General features: G+C 31.8%; 17 protein-coding genes. 7 read left to right on the forward strand and 10 right to left on the reverse strand.

From position 1 onward, the window contains the following. Window positions 1-143: 143 nt before the first annotated feature. The 4 genes from ybaK to norA all read right to left on the reverse strand — a co-directional run bounded on the left by ybaK (window position 144) and on the right by norA (window position 3,817). Window positions 144-620: a Cys-tRNA(Pro) deacylase gene (gene ybaK, locus ISP08_RS10255; RefSeq protein WP_195718567.1), complete on the reverse strand. Its 477-nt coding sequence runs from the start codon at window positions 618-620 to the stop codon at window positions 144-146. A gap of 63 nt (window positions 621-683) precedes the next feature. After that, on the reverse strand, window positions 684-1,553 hold the full coding sequence (galU, locus tag ISP08_RS10260) for a UTP--glucose-1-phosphate uridylyltransferase GalU (RefSeq protein ID WP_195718568.1): 870 nt from the start codon (window positions 1,551-1,553) through the stop codon (window positions 684-686). 129 nt (window positions 1,554-1,682) lie between these two features. Further along, window positions 1,683-2,420, reverse strand: a complete 738-nt coding sequence (locus ISP08_RS10265; protein WP_195718569.1) for a hypothetical protein — start codon at window positions 2,418-2,420, stop codon at window positions 1,683-1,685. Window positions 2,421-2,650: 230 nt separating this feature from the next. Continuing rightward, the gene (gene norA / locus ISP08_RS10270) at window positions 2,651-3,817 is read right to left on the reverse strand and encodes a multidrug efflux MFS transporter NorA (protein ID WP_195718570.1); all 1,167 of its coding nucleotides are present in this window, start codon (window positions 3,815-3,817) and stop codon (window positions 2,651-2,653) included. Window positions 3,818-4,025: 208 nt separating this feature from the next. Between norA and ISP08_RS10275 the strand changes: the two genes are divergently transcribed. The 3 genes from ISP08_RS10275 to ISP08_RS10285 all read left to right on the forward strand — a co-directional run bounded on the left by ISP08_RS10275 (window position 4,026) and on the right by ISP08_RS10285 (window position 5,617). Further along, a complete protein-coding gene (locus ISP08_RS10275; protein WP_195718571.1) occupies window positions 4,026-4,454 on the forward strand; it encodes a PPC domain-containing DNA-binding protein in 429 nt (142 codons plus the stop codon). A 264-nt stretch (window positions 4,455-4,718) separates the two neighbouring features. Then, a complete protein-coding gene (locus ISP08_RS10280; RefSeq protein WP_048792532.1) occupies window positions 4,719-5,351 on the forward strand; it encodes a DUF1361 domain-containing protein in 633 nt (210 codons plus the stop codon). Further along, window positions 5,348-5,617 (forward strand): hypothetical protein, encoded by a 270-nt coding sequence (locus ISP08_RS10285; protein WP_048792531.1) that lies wholly within the window; start codon window positions 5,348-5,350, stop codon window positions 5,615-5,617. Before ISP08_RS10280 ends, ISP08_RS10285 begins: the two co-directional genes overlap by 4 nt. A gap of 99 nt (window positions 5,618-5,716) precedes the next feature. On the opposite strand, the gene ISP08_RS10290 is transcribed toward ISP08_RS10285, so the two are convergent. Genes ISP08_RS10290 through ISP08_RS10305 form a run of 4 tightly spaced genes read right to left on the reverse strand, consistent with a single transcriptional unit; the run spans window position 5,717 to window position 8,534 of the window. After that, window positions 5,717-6,325 (reverse strand): DedA family protein, encoded by a 609-nt coding sequence (locus ISP08_RS10290; RefSeq protein ID WP_195718572.1) that lies wholly within the window; start codon window positions 6,323-6,325, stop codon window positions 5,717-5,719. 26 nt (window positions 6,326-6,351) lie between these two features. After that, the gene (locus tag ISP08_RS10295) at window positions 6,352-6,651 is read right to left on the reverse strand and encodes a hypothetical protein (protein ID WP_048792529.1); all 300 of its coding nucleotides are present in this window, start codon (window positions 6,649-6,651) and stop codon (window positions 6,352-6,354) included. A gap of 19 nt (window positions 6,652-6,670) precedes the next feature. Continuing rightward, entirely contained in the window at window positions 6,671-7,579 is a 909-nt protein-coding gene (locus ISP08_RS10300) for an aldo/keto reductase (RefSeq protein WP_195718573.1), read from the reverse strand. A 31-nt stretch (window positions 7,580-7,610) separates the two neighbouring features. Beyond that, entirely contained in the window at window positions 7,611-8,534 is a 924-nt protein-coding gene (locus tag ISP08_RS10305; RefSeq protein ID WP_195718574.1) for a CobW family GTP-binding protein, read from the reverse strand. 229 nt (window positions 8,535-8,763) lie between these two features. Here ISP08_RS10305 and mgrA point away from each other — a divergent pair, with 229 nt between their 5' ends. Next, window positions 8,764-9,207 carry a global transcriptional regulator MgrA gene (gene mgrA, locus ISP08_RS10310; protein WP_048792526.1) on the forward strand — a complete coding sequence of 148 codons (444 nt, stop codon included), beginning with the start codon at window positions 8,764-8,766 and terminating at the stop codon, window positions 9,205-9,207. Window positions 9,208-9,338: 131 nt separating this feature from the next. On the opposite strand, the gene cydC is transcribed toward mgrA, so the two are convergent. Then, a complete protein-coding gene (gene cydC, locus ISP08_RS10315) occupies window positions 9,339-11,015 on the reverse strand; it encodes a thiol reductant ABC exporter subunit CydC (protein WP_195718575.1) in 1,677 nt (558 codons plus the stop codon). After that, window positions 11,012-12,643, reverse strand: a complete 1,632-nt coding sequence (locus ISP08_RS10320) for an ABC transporter ATP-binding protein/permease (protein ID WP_195718576.1) — start codon at window positions 12,641-12,643, stop codon at window positions 11,012-11,014. The genes cydC and ISP08_RS10320 overlap by 4 nt, the downstream gene beginning before the upstream one ends. Before the next feature lie 269 nt (window positions 12,644-12,912). Between ISP08_RS10320 and ISP08_RS10325 the strand changes: the two genes are divergently transcribed. From ISP08_RS10325 to ISP08_RS10335, 3 genes are all read left to right on the forward strand, one after another. After that, window positions 12,913-13,788, forward strand: a complete 876-nt coding sequence (locus ISP08_RS10325) for an undecaprenyl-diphosphate phosphatase (protein ID WP_048792523.1) — start codon at window positions 12,913-12,915, stop codon at window positions 13,786-13,788. Between the two features lie 171 nt (window positions 13,789-13,959). After that, window positions 13,960-14,658: a hypothetical protein gene (locus ISP08_RS10330; protein ID WP_195718577.1), complete on the forward strand. Its 699-nt coding sequence runs from the start codon at window positions 13,960-13,962 to the stop codon at window positions 14,656-14,658. 7 nt (window positions 14,659-14,665) lie between these two features. Continuing rightward, window positions 14,666-15,124 carry a YaiI/YqxD family protein gene (locus tag ISP08_RS10335; protein ID WP_195718578.1) on the forward strand — a complete coding sequence of 153 codons (459 nt, stop codon included), beginning with the start codon at window positions 14,666-14,668 and terminating at the stop codon, window positions 15,122-15,124. Window positions 15,125-15,128 lie beyond the last annotated feature (4 nt).

A 15,128-nucleotide genomic window follows, 5' to 3' on the forward strand; every position in this document is an offset into this window, starting at 1 on the left:
ATCGGTCATTTTATATAAAATCATTCAAAACCAACCATTTTCTACTTAAAACAAGCCTAAAAAAAGCAGTAGAAATTCATTTTCAAAATTGAATTTCTACTGCTTTTTACATTACATGAAACTTGTAACCTAGAAGTAAATTGCTATTCTATGATATTGGCAACTTCTGCACTCGCTATCTTAATCAAATCCTTGGTATTTATTTTAATTTGCATGCCTCGTTCTCCACCACTAACATACACATTTTGTAAATTTAATGCACTTTCATCAATATAAGTTGGAAAATGCTTTTTCATACCTATAGGAGAGCAACCACCTCTCACATAACCTGTAACTTGTTTTAGCTGTTCCAGTGGTAATAAGGTTAATTTCTTTTGTTGTGCGTTATGAGCTGCTTGTTTCATATTCAACGTTGTATCGACTGGTATCACAAATACAAAACATTCATGTTGTGCATTTTCTAATACTAGTGTTTTATAAACGACGTTAATATCCACACCAACAATTTGCGCCACAGTAGCCCCGTCCATATGCTTATGAGTAATCTCATATGTGTTAATTTCATAATCGATATTAGCTTTTTCTAATATACGCATCGCATTCGTTTTTTTATGTTTCATGAGAGGCACCTTCTAGCATTATTTTCGATGTTAAAAGAAAAAATTTTTAATTTCGACATAGTATTAGTCAAGGTTGAGTGATTTAATAAATGTTTTTAATTCGTCGCTCATCGATTGGTCTTTTAATGCAAATTCAATCGTAGTTTTAACAAAACCTAACTTTTCTCCTACATCAAAACGATTACCTTCAAAATCGTATGCAAAAACTTGATTATCTTTATTTAACCGTTCAATTGCATCTGTTAGCTGTATTTCACCGCCAGCACCTTTTCCTTGGTTTTCTAAATAATTGAAGATTTCAGGAGTAAGTACATAGCGACCCATTATTGCTAAATTTGAAGGTGCAGTGCCTTCAGCTGGTTTTTCGACAAACTGTTTTACTTCATAGCGTCGACCGTCTTGTGCTATAGGGTCAATGATGCCATATCTATGTGTTTCTTCTTTTGGAACTTCTTGAACACCTATTACTGACTTTTCAGTTTGTTCATAGATGTCCATAAGTTGTTTGATTGCAGGTGTATCTGATTCAACGATGTCGTCACCTAATAATACCGCAAATGGTTCATTACCAATAAATTGACGTGCAGAATAGATAGCGTGACCTAATCCTTTTTGCTCTTTTTGTCTAACATAGAAAATATTGGCTAATTCAGTTGAATATTTTACACGTTCTAGTAAATTGTCTTTTCCTTTTTCTTCTAAAATCATTTCTAATTCTTTTTGGTTATCAAAATGATCTTCTATCGCTCTTTTATGTTTACCTGTAACGATAATAATGTCTTCGATTCCAGCCTTAGCTGCTTCTTCGACTATGTATTGAATTGTTGGTTTATCTAATATAGGCAACATTTCTTTAGGCATCGCTTTCGTAGCCGGCAAAAATCTTGTTCCTAACCCCGCAGCAGGTATGATTGCTTTTTTTATCTTTTTCACAAAGTTCACCCTTTTCATAAGATATACATTATTTACCTATATCGTATCATTGATTCATTTATAGTATAAAAAATTCACATAAATCTAGTTTGATTTATGTGAATCATAACATTTTTTTAAACTTATCGGCTACTTTATTAATGGTAAATTAACGACACTACCTGAATTTGTTACATGCGCTTTTAAACGCTTATGATTTAATGGATTAACGAATGTATAATTCATCCCTTGTGTCGCACAATTGGCATTACTTAATGTTGCCTGAGGTGATAATTGATCTTGTGCATATTTCTGCGCTATCACGCCCATTTCTTGTTTGGACACAGTAATATTTTGTTCTTTAGTTTTAACTGGTTTAAATGATGCGTCATAAATATGCGCCTTATTTTGAGCGTCCACTGTAACTCTATAATAAGTGCCTTGTTTTTTAGCATTTTCAAAAGTGAAAACATAATAATATTTACCTTGATAACTTTTGTCGATAGCATAGTCATTATATCGATTATGCGTTTGATTAGTATGATTTACCAATGATTGGGCAGAACCTAAAGCAGAAGTAAATGGAGGTAAGTGTTTATTTGCTGTTTCATCATTATTAGATACTTGTGTAGTATTTTGAGCAACAGGAGTAGCATTTTTACCATTACGTGGATTATTTAAACCTGAAGGTTGAATAGCTGCATCAATTGTATTGTGAGATAAAAAGATACTTTCAACTTTATTAACGGCTACATTTTTTACATCGGGTTTGCTACAAATAAATTCGTGAACTTTAACAAGCGCATTTTGATTCATAGCTATAAATAATAGGAAGGTTAGGAAGCATGCTAGTAAAAAAGTTACTAAGCCTAGCATTAAATTTTTCATAACTTACCTCCCCCATTACTCATTTATTTTAATAAATAGTAACATAAAAAAAGAGCTATAACGGTATGTGTAGTACAATTTAAATAGAATGTAATGTATGTAACATATTTATTACGAATTTAAAAAATTACTATAACAAAGTTGTCACAAAACCACTAATTTCTTAAAGTTCCAATAAAAAAACACTCTTATCTTTGTGATTAGATAAGAGTGTTGATCAAAATAACTTTTTATTTACTCAAGTTTTTGCGTTTCATTCTTAATGCTTTTTCAATGAAAATTACAATTATACCTAAAATCATAACGACTACTGACATATATAATGGAAATTCAAAATTAACATCAAAAAGTGAACCTGCAACTAATGGCCCAATAAAATTCCCCATACTCGTAAACGTGGAATTTAATCCGCCCGCAAAACCTTGACGGTCTCCGGCGATATTTGAAAAGTAATTCGTAATCGCCGGTCGAATCATATCAAATCCAATAAAAACAATGAAACTAACAATCATGATTCCCCAATAACTTTGCGTAATCGTCAATCCGACTAAAACAATAGCTGAATATATCAATGCATATGTTATAAAATTTAGTTCGCTGAAATATTTCATGAATTTATCAAAAAAGAATACTTGGAATACTGCACCTGCTATCCCACCACCGGTAATGGCGATAGAAATATCCAATGGTGAATAGTGCGCCTTATCTGCAGTATATAATGGGAACAATGTCTCAAAAGAAGATAGGCCAAAAGCTAAAACGAGCGTTAATATGATTGGCGTTAAAAATACTTTCCAATTTATTTTGCTCAATATCTCTGGCTGATAATTTGTAAAACCAGCCGTCGTCGCTTTTTTAGGATTATGGATAAGAATGACAGATAAAATTAAAGCTAAAATTCCACTAAATCCTGCTACAAAGAATGGTAAGCGATGTGAAAATTCTGCTAAAAAACCGCCTAATCCTGGACCTAAAATAAAACCAGAATTAATAATGGCAGACATATAACCAAAATTCTTAGCTTTATCTCCTGCTGGTGATATATCAGCTATTAAGCCTGTCACACCCGGCATTACCATACCCGCACTAAAACCACCTAATATTCTTGAGACAATTAGTAAAGTGAAGGAGTGGCTAATCGCAAAAAGAAATTCTGAAATTGCGAAAAGTAGTAAACCGATACATATGATTAGCTTCTTACCAAGTTTATCGGCCAATGTACCACCAAAGGGTGATATAAACATTTGAGCTAAAGCAAAGACAGCTACTAAGATTCCTAAATCGCTACCTTTTAAACCTAAATCTTTTAAATATACTGGTAATACAGGAACTATTAACCCTATACCTAAGAAAACTAAAAATATATTAAAATATAAGACGTAAAACTGTTTATTCATAATTCACTCTCCTCACGCTCAAATTAAAGGTTTTTAGTTGGATTATTATACAATTTATCAACGTGCATATTTAGCATAATATTACAATATTCTATTACAACTATCATAACGAACACAATAGAAAAAATTAATTTTTTTTTGCGTTATGAACAAAACAACTCTGGGTAATTAATAATTATACAGAAATAAACAAATGGGTGGGAGTTATATGAACTATAAAGTAGATGGTCAAAATATTATTTTAGTATTAGAGCAAGGCGAAGACATTGTTGAGCAAGTAACCGCAATAGCGCGACAACAAGGTAAATTTGGAACTGTCAGTGGTATCGGCGCTTGCCAAGGCGTGGAATTAAATTTTTATAACCTTGAAACGCAAACATATGAAAAACGAGAAGTTGAAGAACCACTTGAACTTATAAGTTTGCTCGGTAATATTTCACGCGTTGATGATAAACCATTTGCGCATTTACATGCTATGTTTGGTACAAATCAATATCAAACACTAAGTGGCCATTTAACTAAGGCAATTGTTTCTGCAACTGCAGAAATTGTTATTACAATGACTGACTTAGATATTAATCGTAAACATGATAGTAAAATTGGCCTGAATTTGTTAGATTTATCATCTGACTCATAATTTATAGCTATAAAATAATACAGAGGTGCACACATATTATAGTGAGTTGTCACCTCTGTTTTTATATGTTTAATTTAATTGTTAATAAAATTAATCCAATTAGATTTTATAGCCATTGAATGTTGAAAAGAAGCCTGGTATGATATTTCTTTTCAATTGATTCTAAAAAACAAAACATGTATTATTGAATCTCATATTCTCAAACACACTTTATATTAATAGTATATATTCAAAATAGTCGTTTTAATAAGGAAGGTAAATCTTATGAACTTTAAATATAAAGTAAGATATATAGCACGTATTGTGTTTTTATTACTTATAATCGTTTCGTTGTTGAAAAATAACGTTTATGGTTTTATGACACTCAATCTCTTTTTAGCATACATTCCATTGGAATTATGTCTATTACTTAAATTGTTTAAACCTAGACGTAAATTTGAATGGCCTTTATTCGTTATCTTTTCATTGATTTTCGTCTTTATGGTACCAAATACATTTTATATGATTACTGATTTAATCCATTTAAATCAATTCGCTTTTAACTTCTACGCTGGCTTGAACATTATCGAATGGAAATACTTCTCATACTTAGTTGCTGCAGTAATTTTCGCTCTTTATTGTTTAATGTTGATATTCCTAGAAATGAGTACCTTTACACGTCATATGTGGTTAAATCGTACAATTATTTTAATTATGATGTTTTTAAATGGACTAGGCATTTACATGGGTAGATTCTTACGTGTGCATTCTGTTTATCTAATCAATGAACCACTAAGAATTATTAGAGAAGTATTCGTAGCAATTTTCAACGTCGATACAATAATGTTCGTATTGCTGATGGTTTGCTTACAATTATTGCTTGTATTGTTTATGAAAGGAGTCCGTATGGCCAAATGATTACAAAAATTATAATTTTGTTAGTTATCATTATCTTACTCCAACTCATTATCGGGCATTTTTTACACGAAGTAGGATTTTCTCTACTTCATAGTATTATTCTAATGTTATTCCCGTTAGGTATAGGGTTGTTTTTCTTACAATTGTTTTATTATGAGCAACGCTATCCAGAATGGTCTGTGCCGTTAAAAGTAAAATTAAGATTAAAATATATGTATATCATTACTTTCTTTGAATACGTTGCCGTTTATATTTGCTTATTTTAAAAGTCAAAACCGGTCATTACCCCATTTTAACAATGGACGTAGTGACCGGTTTTCTTATGTTTTATATGTGATTTTTCATCGTTATTATTAACATTGCTATTATTTTTGTCGTATTCTTTTTAACCATTTAAATAAAATATATATAACAAGAAGCAATAATAAGACATAAATAATTTTAGAATAGATATCCATATAGTTAACGATAACGTGCCAATTGCCACCTACTGTTTGTCCTAAATATATTAAAACGATATTCCATAATAGCGTACCAATCGTCGTAAAAATAATAAAAATCCATATATTCATTCTTGTAATGCCGGCTGGGATTGAAATAAGACTTCTTATTAAAGGGATAAACCTACAAAAGAAAATTGTCCAATAACCATACCGTTCGAACCAGTTGAAAGTTTTCGTTAAATCGTCTGTGGTTACACGTAGAAATTTACCGTACTTTTGTACTAATTTGTATAATTTATTTTCCCCAATCCAAATACCTATACCATATAGGGCGATAGCCCCAATAACCGAACCTACTGTAGAGGTTATAACGACGCCAACGAATGTTATGTCCGTTTTAGTCGTCATAAATCCACCAAAAGTTAAAATGATTTCAGACGGTATAGGTGGAAAAACATTTTCTAAGAAAATTAACCACGCTATACCGAAATAACCATATTGTTCCATAAAATGAATAATCCATTTTTCCATTTATGTTCTCCTACAAATAAGAAATTTTAAAATAAATTATTAACTGAAGCATATAAATATATTAGCGTACCAAATATCGCGCCTGATAGTATTGTTAAAATCAGCGCTTGTAACATCGTACGTTTATAATGTTTAACAAATGAAACGAATAATAATCCGCCATTATATAAGAAAAACAAACCAAACAATGCTAGAAAAACATTAATATCGGGATATGCAATGTTTAATATTAGTATAACGACAGCGAAACCTAAAAACGGAAAACTAATTAAGTTTCGTTGGAATTTTGTTTCTTTCTCTTGATGTTGATCGTTCTTTTGACTCATTTTCTATTTCTCCTTTTTCTTATGGAATGTCATGACCAAGTGACGCAGTATAAATATCAAACCACTCTTGATCAGTTAGCTTGATATTCATTCCTACAAGCGCATCATCCACTCGATTGATTTGGTGAGTGCCTAACACTGGCATTACTTGAGATGGATGTTTATTAAGCCACGCCATGATTATCCCTGAAGTGGTAACTTGGTATTTTTGTGCTAACGATTCAATCGTTGTCATAATACGTTGTGCTTTAGCATCATCAGCACTAAATAGCTTACCTCCAGCAAGTGGACTCCACGCCATTATTTTAACATCATCTTTATACATATGATTGATTGTGCCATCTTCAAACGCATCAAGCGTATAAGGAGATAGTTCTAATTGATTCAATGTAATATGTAATTTGTCACATACTAAGTGATTATTTAATAAATCATATTGCGACTTATTAAAATTAGATACACCAAATGATTTAACTTTTCCAGCTGTCACTAAATTTTTTAAAGCCTCAGTAATTTCATTTGGATCCATTAATGGCGATGGTCGATGGATAAGTAAAGAATCAAGATAATCAACGTTCAGCTCTGATAACGAGCGATTTACTGATTGCTCGATATGTTGCTGAGAATGGTCATAACGATGCCCATTAGTCCACGTCAATTTGTCAGAAGGTAAAACAATACCACATTTAGAAACTATCTCTATCTTATCTCGAAGTTCAGGAGATAGTTTTAACGCTTCTCCAAATATACCCTCACACGAATAATCACCATAAATATCAGCGTGATCCATAGTAGTAATACCTCTATCTACTAATTCATGTAAATATTTATTCAATTGTTGCGGCGACCATTCCCACGAATGTGCGCGCCAAAAACCTTGTATCATTTTCGAAAAGGAAACATGCTGATTAATTGTAACTCTATCCATCTAAAACACATCCTTAATACCATTTTATTAATTACGTAAATTGTAACATGTCTAACTTATTTTTTATTCTCTCAACATCTAAATGTTCCCCAATAATCACAATTGTTAAATTTTTATCACATTCAACAGGTTGGTAATTAGGCACGCCAAAAGCATATTGGAATTCATAAATCGATTCAGGCTCATCGCGAAATCTTACAAACCCTTTAAGCCTCAAAACATTTTCCGGTAACCGTAAAATAAATTGATAAAATAATCGTCTATCAATTGGACCAGTGAAAGTATAATTTAAAGTATTAATGTTATGATGGTCACCGTGTGTATGTTCAAATTCAATATCTTGTTGGCTAACGGTGTTCAGTTGTGCTTCGGTAACTTGCCCATATTCTGTATAGAATATTGTCGCTTTGTCGTTAATGTTACGCAATTGTGTTAAATTTTTTCTTGAATCATCTGTTATCAAATCCATTTTATTTACCAATATTAAGCTGCAAACCTTTAATTGTTCTTCCATAAGTTGTTGCGTTTGTTGCGTATATCTTTCTCGCGCTATAAATGTTGAAGCGTCTGCTATCCCAATAATAAATGGCTGAGATACTTCATCAATTATCTCGGGGTCTTGGCATGCTGCTACAATTTCTATTGGATTAGCAATACCAGTCGCCTCTATTACAATATGATCAGTTTGTTTTTTAGCAATAAGTTGTTTCATTTGTATTAATAAATCTTGCTTCAAATCACAACACACGCATCCATTTAGTATAGGAATCACATTAATGTCATGTGATAATTGATTATTAGCATCAAAATTTCCTACTTCATTCACAATTAGTTGCGGATTTTCATCTATTTTTAATAAATATTGTATATAGTTATCAAGAAATGTTGTTTTTCCACTACCCAAAAAACCGGTTACAATAGTAATAGCTAGCTTTTCTTTCTTAAAACCTGTCATAAAAATCACTCATTTCAAAATTTAATGTTTGCATAAATAATAAATTAAACCTATAATTAACCTTTTACTTGATAAAAGATTAAATATCTTCTACACTTTAATTACACTTATTATTTTAGCATGGCAAAGTATGAAAGTGTGTTTGCAAATGGAATCTAAACAACATAGACGGATTTAATTCCGATGCACAGAGAAAAATTACGGATTAGGATGTCTGGAGGAGAACTTAATGTCTGAGCAACTAAATTTAAAGGAACAATTATGTTTTAGTTTATACAACGCACAAAGACAAGTAAATCGCTACTATTCAAATAATGTCTTTAAAAAGTATAAACTTACTTATCCACAATTCTTAGTTTTAACTATCTTGTGGACCGAATCACCTGTTAATGTTAAAAAGGTCGTTACCGAATTAGCATTAGATACAGGTACAGTTTCACCACTATTAAAACGTATGGAGCAAGTTGATTTAATTAAACGCGAAAGATCAGAAGTGGATCAACGCGAGGTGTTTATTCATTTAACAGATAAAAGTGAAGCCATTCGCCCTGAATTGGAAACTGCATGTCAAGACGTAGCAGTAGCATCTTCACTTGATACAGATGAAGCAGCCGAACTTAATAGACTACTTGGCAAAGTTATAAATGCATTTACTGAATACGAAAATGAGTAATTAGAGTGCATGCTAAAATACCGTAGAAGTTATTGTAATTGACATCAATAAATGTAAATTTAAATTTGAATAAAGAGGTTAAACAATTTATTGTTTAACCTCTTTATTTTTATATTCACATATCATTATTGCTAAGCATCATTTAATTTTAATACATCATATAAATAACCTTGTTGCGATATCAATTTATCATAACTTCCACGTTCTATAATTTCCCCTTCAACCATGACAATAATCTCATCAAAGTGAGGTAATAATCGTAAATCGTGTGTTGCGACAACAAGCGTTTCAGCATAATCATGAATGAGTGCCATAATTTTATCTGTATTACTAATATCTAATGCCGTCGTTGGCTCGTCCATTATCCATAAATCACTTTCTTTTAACATTAACCTAGCAATACTAATACGTTGCAATTCTCCACCTGAGACATTGTTACCACTAAGTTCAAGTTCTTTATCGAGCGACATGTCAGATAGACCAACTAAATCTAACACTTTTCTTATTTCTTCATCACTTCGTTCAGTAAATAAATTATCCCTGAGAGAACCATCAAATACTTGCTGTGATTGTAACAATGCATTTATTGAAGCATATTTTTGTTCGTTTTTTATTAGATGAATATCTTGTTGTTGATATTTTACGTTACCTTGATCTGTAGTGTATAAACCTAACATTAAATTCAACAACGTGCTTTTACCTGAACCTGAAGGACCAACAATGGCTACATGTGCGCCTTTTTTAATTTGCAAATTGATATTACTAATCACAGGTAAATGCTGTTGCCAATATTTAAACGTCACGTTATTAAATTCTAGTATTGGCTTATTGTTTTCAGTTGCTGTTACCAAGTCCGCATTGCCTTGTTCTACAGGATGCGCCATTATATGATTTACACTGTTCAATGCATCATCCGTGTCTGCTTTGAAATAAGCCACATTACTCATTGGTACAGCTTGTTCAAATAACGTCAACATCATTAAGACAATACTCGTTAAATAAACAACATCCAAACTTCCTTTTTGCACTTGTAGCACACCTAACAATAAGGTTAAAAATAGTGCTACCATGGCTATCAAATTCAATAGGAAATCATAGCGTATTAAAAATTGTTGTTCTTTATCTTGTGCGTGACTGTAATTTTCCAATGCATTTTGCACTTTAGCTTTAAATTCGTCAACTTTGCTAAAACGATTTAATTCAGCGTAACCTTCCTTATAATCATAATAATGATTCATAAAGTCATTTTCAGACGCACGTTTAAGTTGTTTTATTTTACTCGCCTTTTTGGCACTAATCCAAGGTACTATACCTAACGTCACTAACATACTAAAAAAGATGACCGCAGCATGTACATAAGAAAAAACAACCAAGACTATCACGGATACAATTGACGTTAATCCTATAACAATAGGAGGATAATACACACGCAAATAAATGTTTTGTAAAGCTTCAATACGGCCAATCATATTAGATAATAACTCCGAAGATTTAAACTTTCTATAAATGTCTGGAACAACCGGTATCAAGCCTTTAAAAAATTGAACTCTTACATCTCTCAACATCGTAAAAGTTGTTCTGTGTGATAATAACCGTTCAATATATCTAAAAATGGCGCGTAAAAAACCAAACATTTTCACAGAAACGATGAGCACCATTAAAGCAAATAATGGCGCACCGAGTGCACTTTGCGTCACCATATAACCACTCAAGAAAAACATAGCCAAAGCGACTAAACTTCCCAGTACACCTACGGCAACTGCTAATATTAAATCTTTATCTATCTTAAAATGAATGCGTGGTTTCATTGTAAATCATCACCTTTTAACTTTACTGCAGATGTTAAGCCATCAATATTTTGAATCTTACCATTGTTAAGTTCAATCACTATATCTGCTTGTCGTATAGTACTGTTTCTGTGTGCAATGAAAATAATTGTTTGTTGTTGGAAATGACGTTCAATTGCCGCCTGGATGATTTTTTCAGTGCGAATATCTAAACCAGTAGTTGGTTCATCAAAAATCACTACATCGGGTTGCAATAATAGAACTCTAGCTAGCTCAATTCTTCTCATTTCTCCACCAGATAACATTTCTCCGCCTTCACCAATGTGTGTGTCTATACCATCGTTTAATTGTCTAATTTTGCTTTGCAAGTTCACTTCTGTTAACACATTATTTATAACTTCATCTGCGACTGTGTCATCAAACATCGTTATATTATTTCTAATTGAAGTATTAAAAATATAAGGTTGCTGACTTAGAATGCCGAAATTAATAGCAGTCTCGTTCATGTACATTGCACCACTCGAAGGTTGCAATTGTCGACTTATTATTTTCGCTAAAGTGGATTTCCCAGCCCCACTTGGCCCTACTAATGCTATTTTGTCACCACGTTTAATATTTAAATGAATATTCTGTAGTACATAATTAGCCGCGTCATTGTACTTAAACCAAATATTTTGTAGAGATAACATATTGTTGGAACTTATAACTTGTGGCTGAGCGATAACTTTAGGTTCAGCACTATCTAGAAAATCGAATAAGACATCACTAGACCCTTCACTTTGTTTACCTGTATGAAATGATTGTCCTAAGTCTTTAATTGCATTGTAGAATTCAGGTGCCAAAATAATAGCAATGGCTGCAGTTTCAAAATTTATATTATGAAATAACACCAAGCCTAATCCTACCTCTAAAGCGACTAAGCCAATGCCTAACATGGTAATGAATTCTAGCATCAAACCTGACAAGAATGCACTGCGTAGAATAATCATTGTTAAAGTTCTAAAATGTGTACTCTCTTCATATAATTCACGTTCTGTTTGTTCAGTACGGTTGAATAATTTCAAAGTGACTAAGCCTTTCACTTTATTTAAAAATTGTTGGCTAAATTGATTTAAATAAGTCATTTTGTCTTTAGCTTCATCACGTGTTTTCAACCCAAAAATAATATAAAACAACGGAATAAATGGTGCAGTTACTAACATTATTAAAGCTGTATTTAAATGTATAAAGAACATCGCAACAATAATAAACAATGGTATCATCATTGATTTAAATACTTGAGGAAAATAACTATTAAAAAATGGTAGTATCCCATCTATAATTTCGGTAACGACATTGAGTTGGCTACCAATTGGCGCCTTCGAATTTTTATCAATCGCCTGTTGTCGAAAATATTGTGCGACTTTGGAAGCCATGTGGTTACCTATGTTCAGATTCAACATGTTAAAAGTCGCTCTTAATAGTAAAATAACGCCAGTTAAACTAATTAATCCATATATTTGAAAATGTTTATTTATTAGTACTTCGTTTAAAACTTTAGCAATTGCTATATTTTGTATTACAACTGTTAAAGCTAAAAACATACTTACAATCGCCATGCCTATTAAATATATTTTATTGTTCATCGCAATCTTTGTTAATCTTTTCACAAGTATCACCTAAATTATATTATAGTCTCTTTGTTATATTTTTAAATGAATAAGGTTTGTATTTACCATCAAATTCATAAGGCTTTACATATTTTTGTCACAAACTACATTGATTCGCGTTTCATAAGACTACGAGAACATTCCTTTAGCGTTTTACACATAACGCTAAAGGTATTATTATTATTAATATATCTTTACTTATTTTCATGATATTATATGAAAATGTAGTATGAAATAATATTAATATTAGATATGAAAGTAGGTAACTTATGTTCATTCTTGAATTGATCAAAGGAATTATATTAGGCATTGTTGAAGGTTTAACAGAATTCGCACCAGTTTCATCTACTGGACATATGATTTTAGTAGATGATATGTGGTTAAAATCAAGTGAATTTTTAGGCTCTGAATCTGCATTCACTTTTAAAGTAGTCATTCAGCTCGGTTCCGTATTTGCAGCTGCATGGGTCTTTAGAGAACGTTATTTTGAAATGCTTCATATAGGAAAGTATAAATCCGAACCTATAGATGGTCTTAGGCAGAAGCCTAAACGCCTAAATCTATTACATATTTTAGTTGGTATGATACCAGCAGGTGTATTGGGTTTATTATTTGATGATGTTATAGAAAAGTACTTATTTAGTGTTCCAACTGTTATGATTGGTTTATTTATTGGTGCTATTTACATGATAGCTGCCGATATTTATAGCAAAAAAGTACCTAATCCTAAAACAGTGGACCAAATAAATTATTTACAAGCTTTTATTATCGGGTTATCTCAAGCGATTGCTATGTGGCCTGGTTTCAGTAGATCTGGTTCTACAATATCAACGGGTGTACTTATGAAAATGAATCACAAAGCTGCTTCAGACTTCACATTTATGATGTCTGTACCCATCATGCTAGGTGCAAGTTGTTTATCATTATTAAAAAATATTGAATTTATTCATTTAAATCAATTACCTTTCTATATCCTAGGATTTTTAGCAGCATTTGTATTTGGATTAATTACCATCAAATTATTCTTACACCTAATTAGCAAAGTTAAACTATTACCTTTCGCAATTTATAGAATCATTTTAGTAATCATTATTGCGATTCTTTACTTTGGCTTTGGCATAGGTCATCATATTACAAGTGCATAACTCTTTGGGACATTACTTTTATCATTTAAGGTTAAAAGTAATGTCCCTTTTCTATTAGAAATGTTAATATTAAAACTTAAGTAGATGAATATTTCTTAATTCATTTGTAGCGTTTATTGTGGTCAGACAAAGGGTAAATGTTACATAGTATATTTATATGGAGGCAACGTTATGGACAAAAAGAATTTAGTGAAAACATTAATTAACGTTTTACCAATCTTTCTCGTTCCACTTGTTTTAGAACGTAAACGTATTAATGAACAACCAGATGTTAAAAAAGCAACTGATGCTACAGTAAAAGCTTCAAAAACAGTAGCACATAAATCTGTTCAGTTCAAAGATGCTGTTGTAGATAAATCAGGTGATGCAAAAGATTATGTTGTTGAAAAGAAACAGCATTTGGACGAAAAACGTCAGCTTAAACAAATCGCTAAAGAAAGCGACCCAGCTTATATCGAAAAACAAGAAGAAAAAGCTGCTAAAGAACGACGTAAAGAAGCTGAAAAGTTAGACAAAAAATTACAAAAGCGTATTGAAAAGCGTCATAAAGAAGAAGAAAAATTACGTGCAGAGAACCAATCAGAACGCATTAAAAATATTAAAAAAGCCAATCAATATATGGACGAAGTTGGTTTAACTCCTGGTAAGGTTGATAAAGAGACTGAGAAAAAAGGTGACAAACTTGCCAAGGAAAATCGTAAAGAAATTAGTAAATTAGATAAAATTTTACAAAAACGCATCGACAAAAGACATAAAGAAGAAGAAAAAGAGCTGGAAAAAAATAAAAAAGCACGTCTTGCTGAATTTAAAAAGTATAAAAATTATGACGCTAAAAGTGTCGTAAAACAAACTAAAGAGCAAGAGAAATAAGCTATTTATGACTCGAATTATAATAGATGGAGATGCTTGTCCTGTTACTCATTCAGTTATTGAAATGACTACAGGGACAGGCATTTTTGTTATCATCGTACGGAGTTTCAGCCACTTTTCTACCACTATCCAGCCCGACCATGTGCGTACCATTTATGTCGATAGTGGCCCAGAAGCCGTTGATTACAAAATTGTACAAATTACAAAACCAAATGATATCGTTATTACACAAGACTATGGGTTAGCAAGTTTATTACTTAATAAAGTCACAATGGTGTTACATCATTCAGGACGTCACTACACGAATGAAAATATCGACACTTTGCTCGCCCAACGACATGCCAGTGCACAATTTAGAAGAAGTGGTGGTCGAACTAAAGGCCCTTCTAAATTCACCTCTGAAGATCAATCGCAATTTAAAATGAAATTAGCAGAAATTTTAAAGGATTACATAGATGAGGAGTAATGAT

Source organism: Staphylococcus lloydii, assembly GCF_015775975.1.
Classification (GTDB): Bacteria; Bacillota; Bacilli; order Staphylococcales; family Staphylococcaceae; genus Staphylococcus; species Staphylococcus lloydii.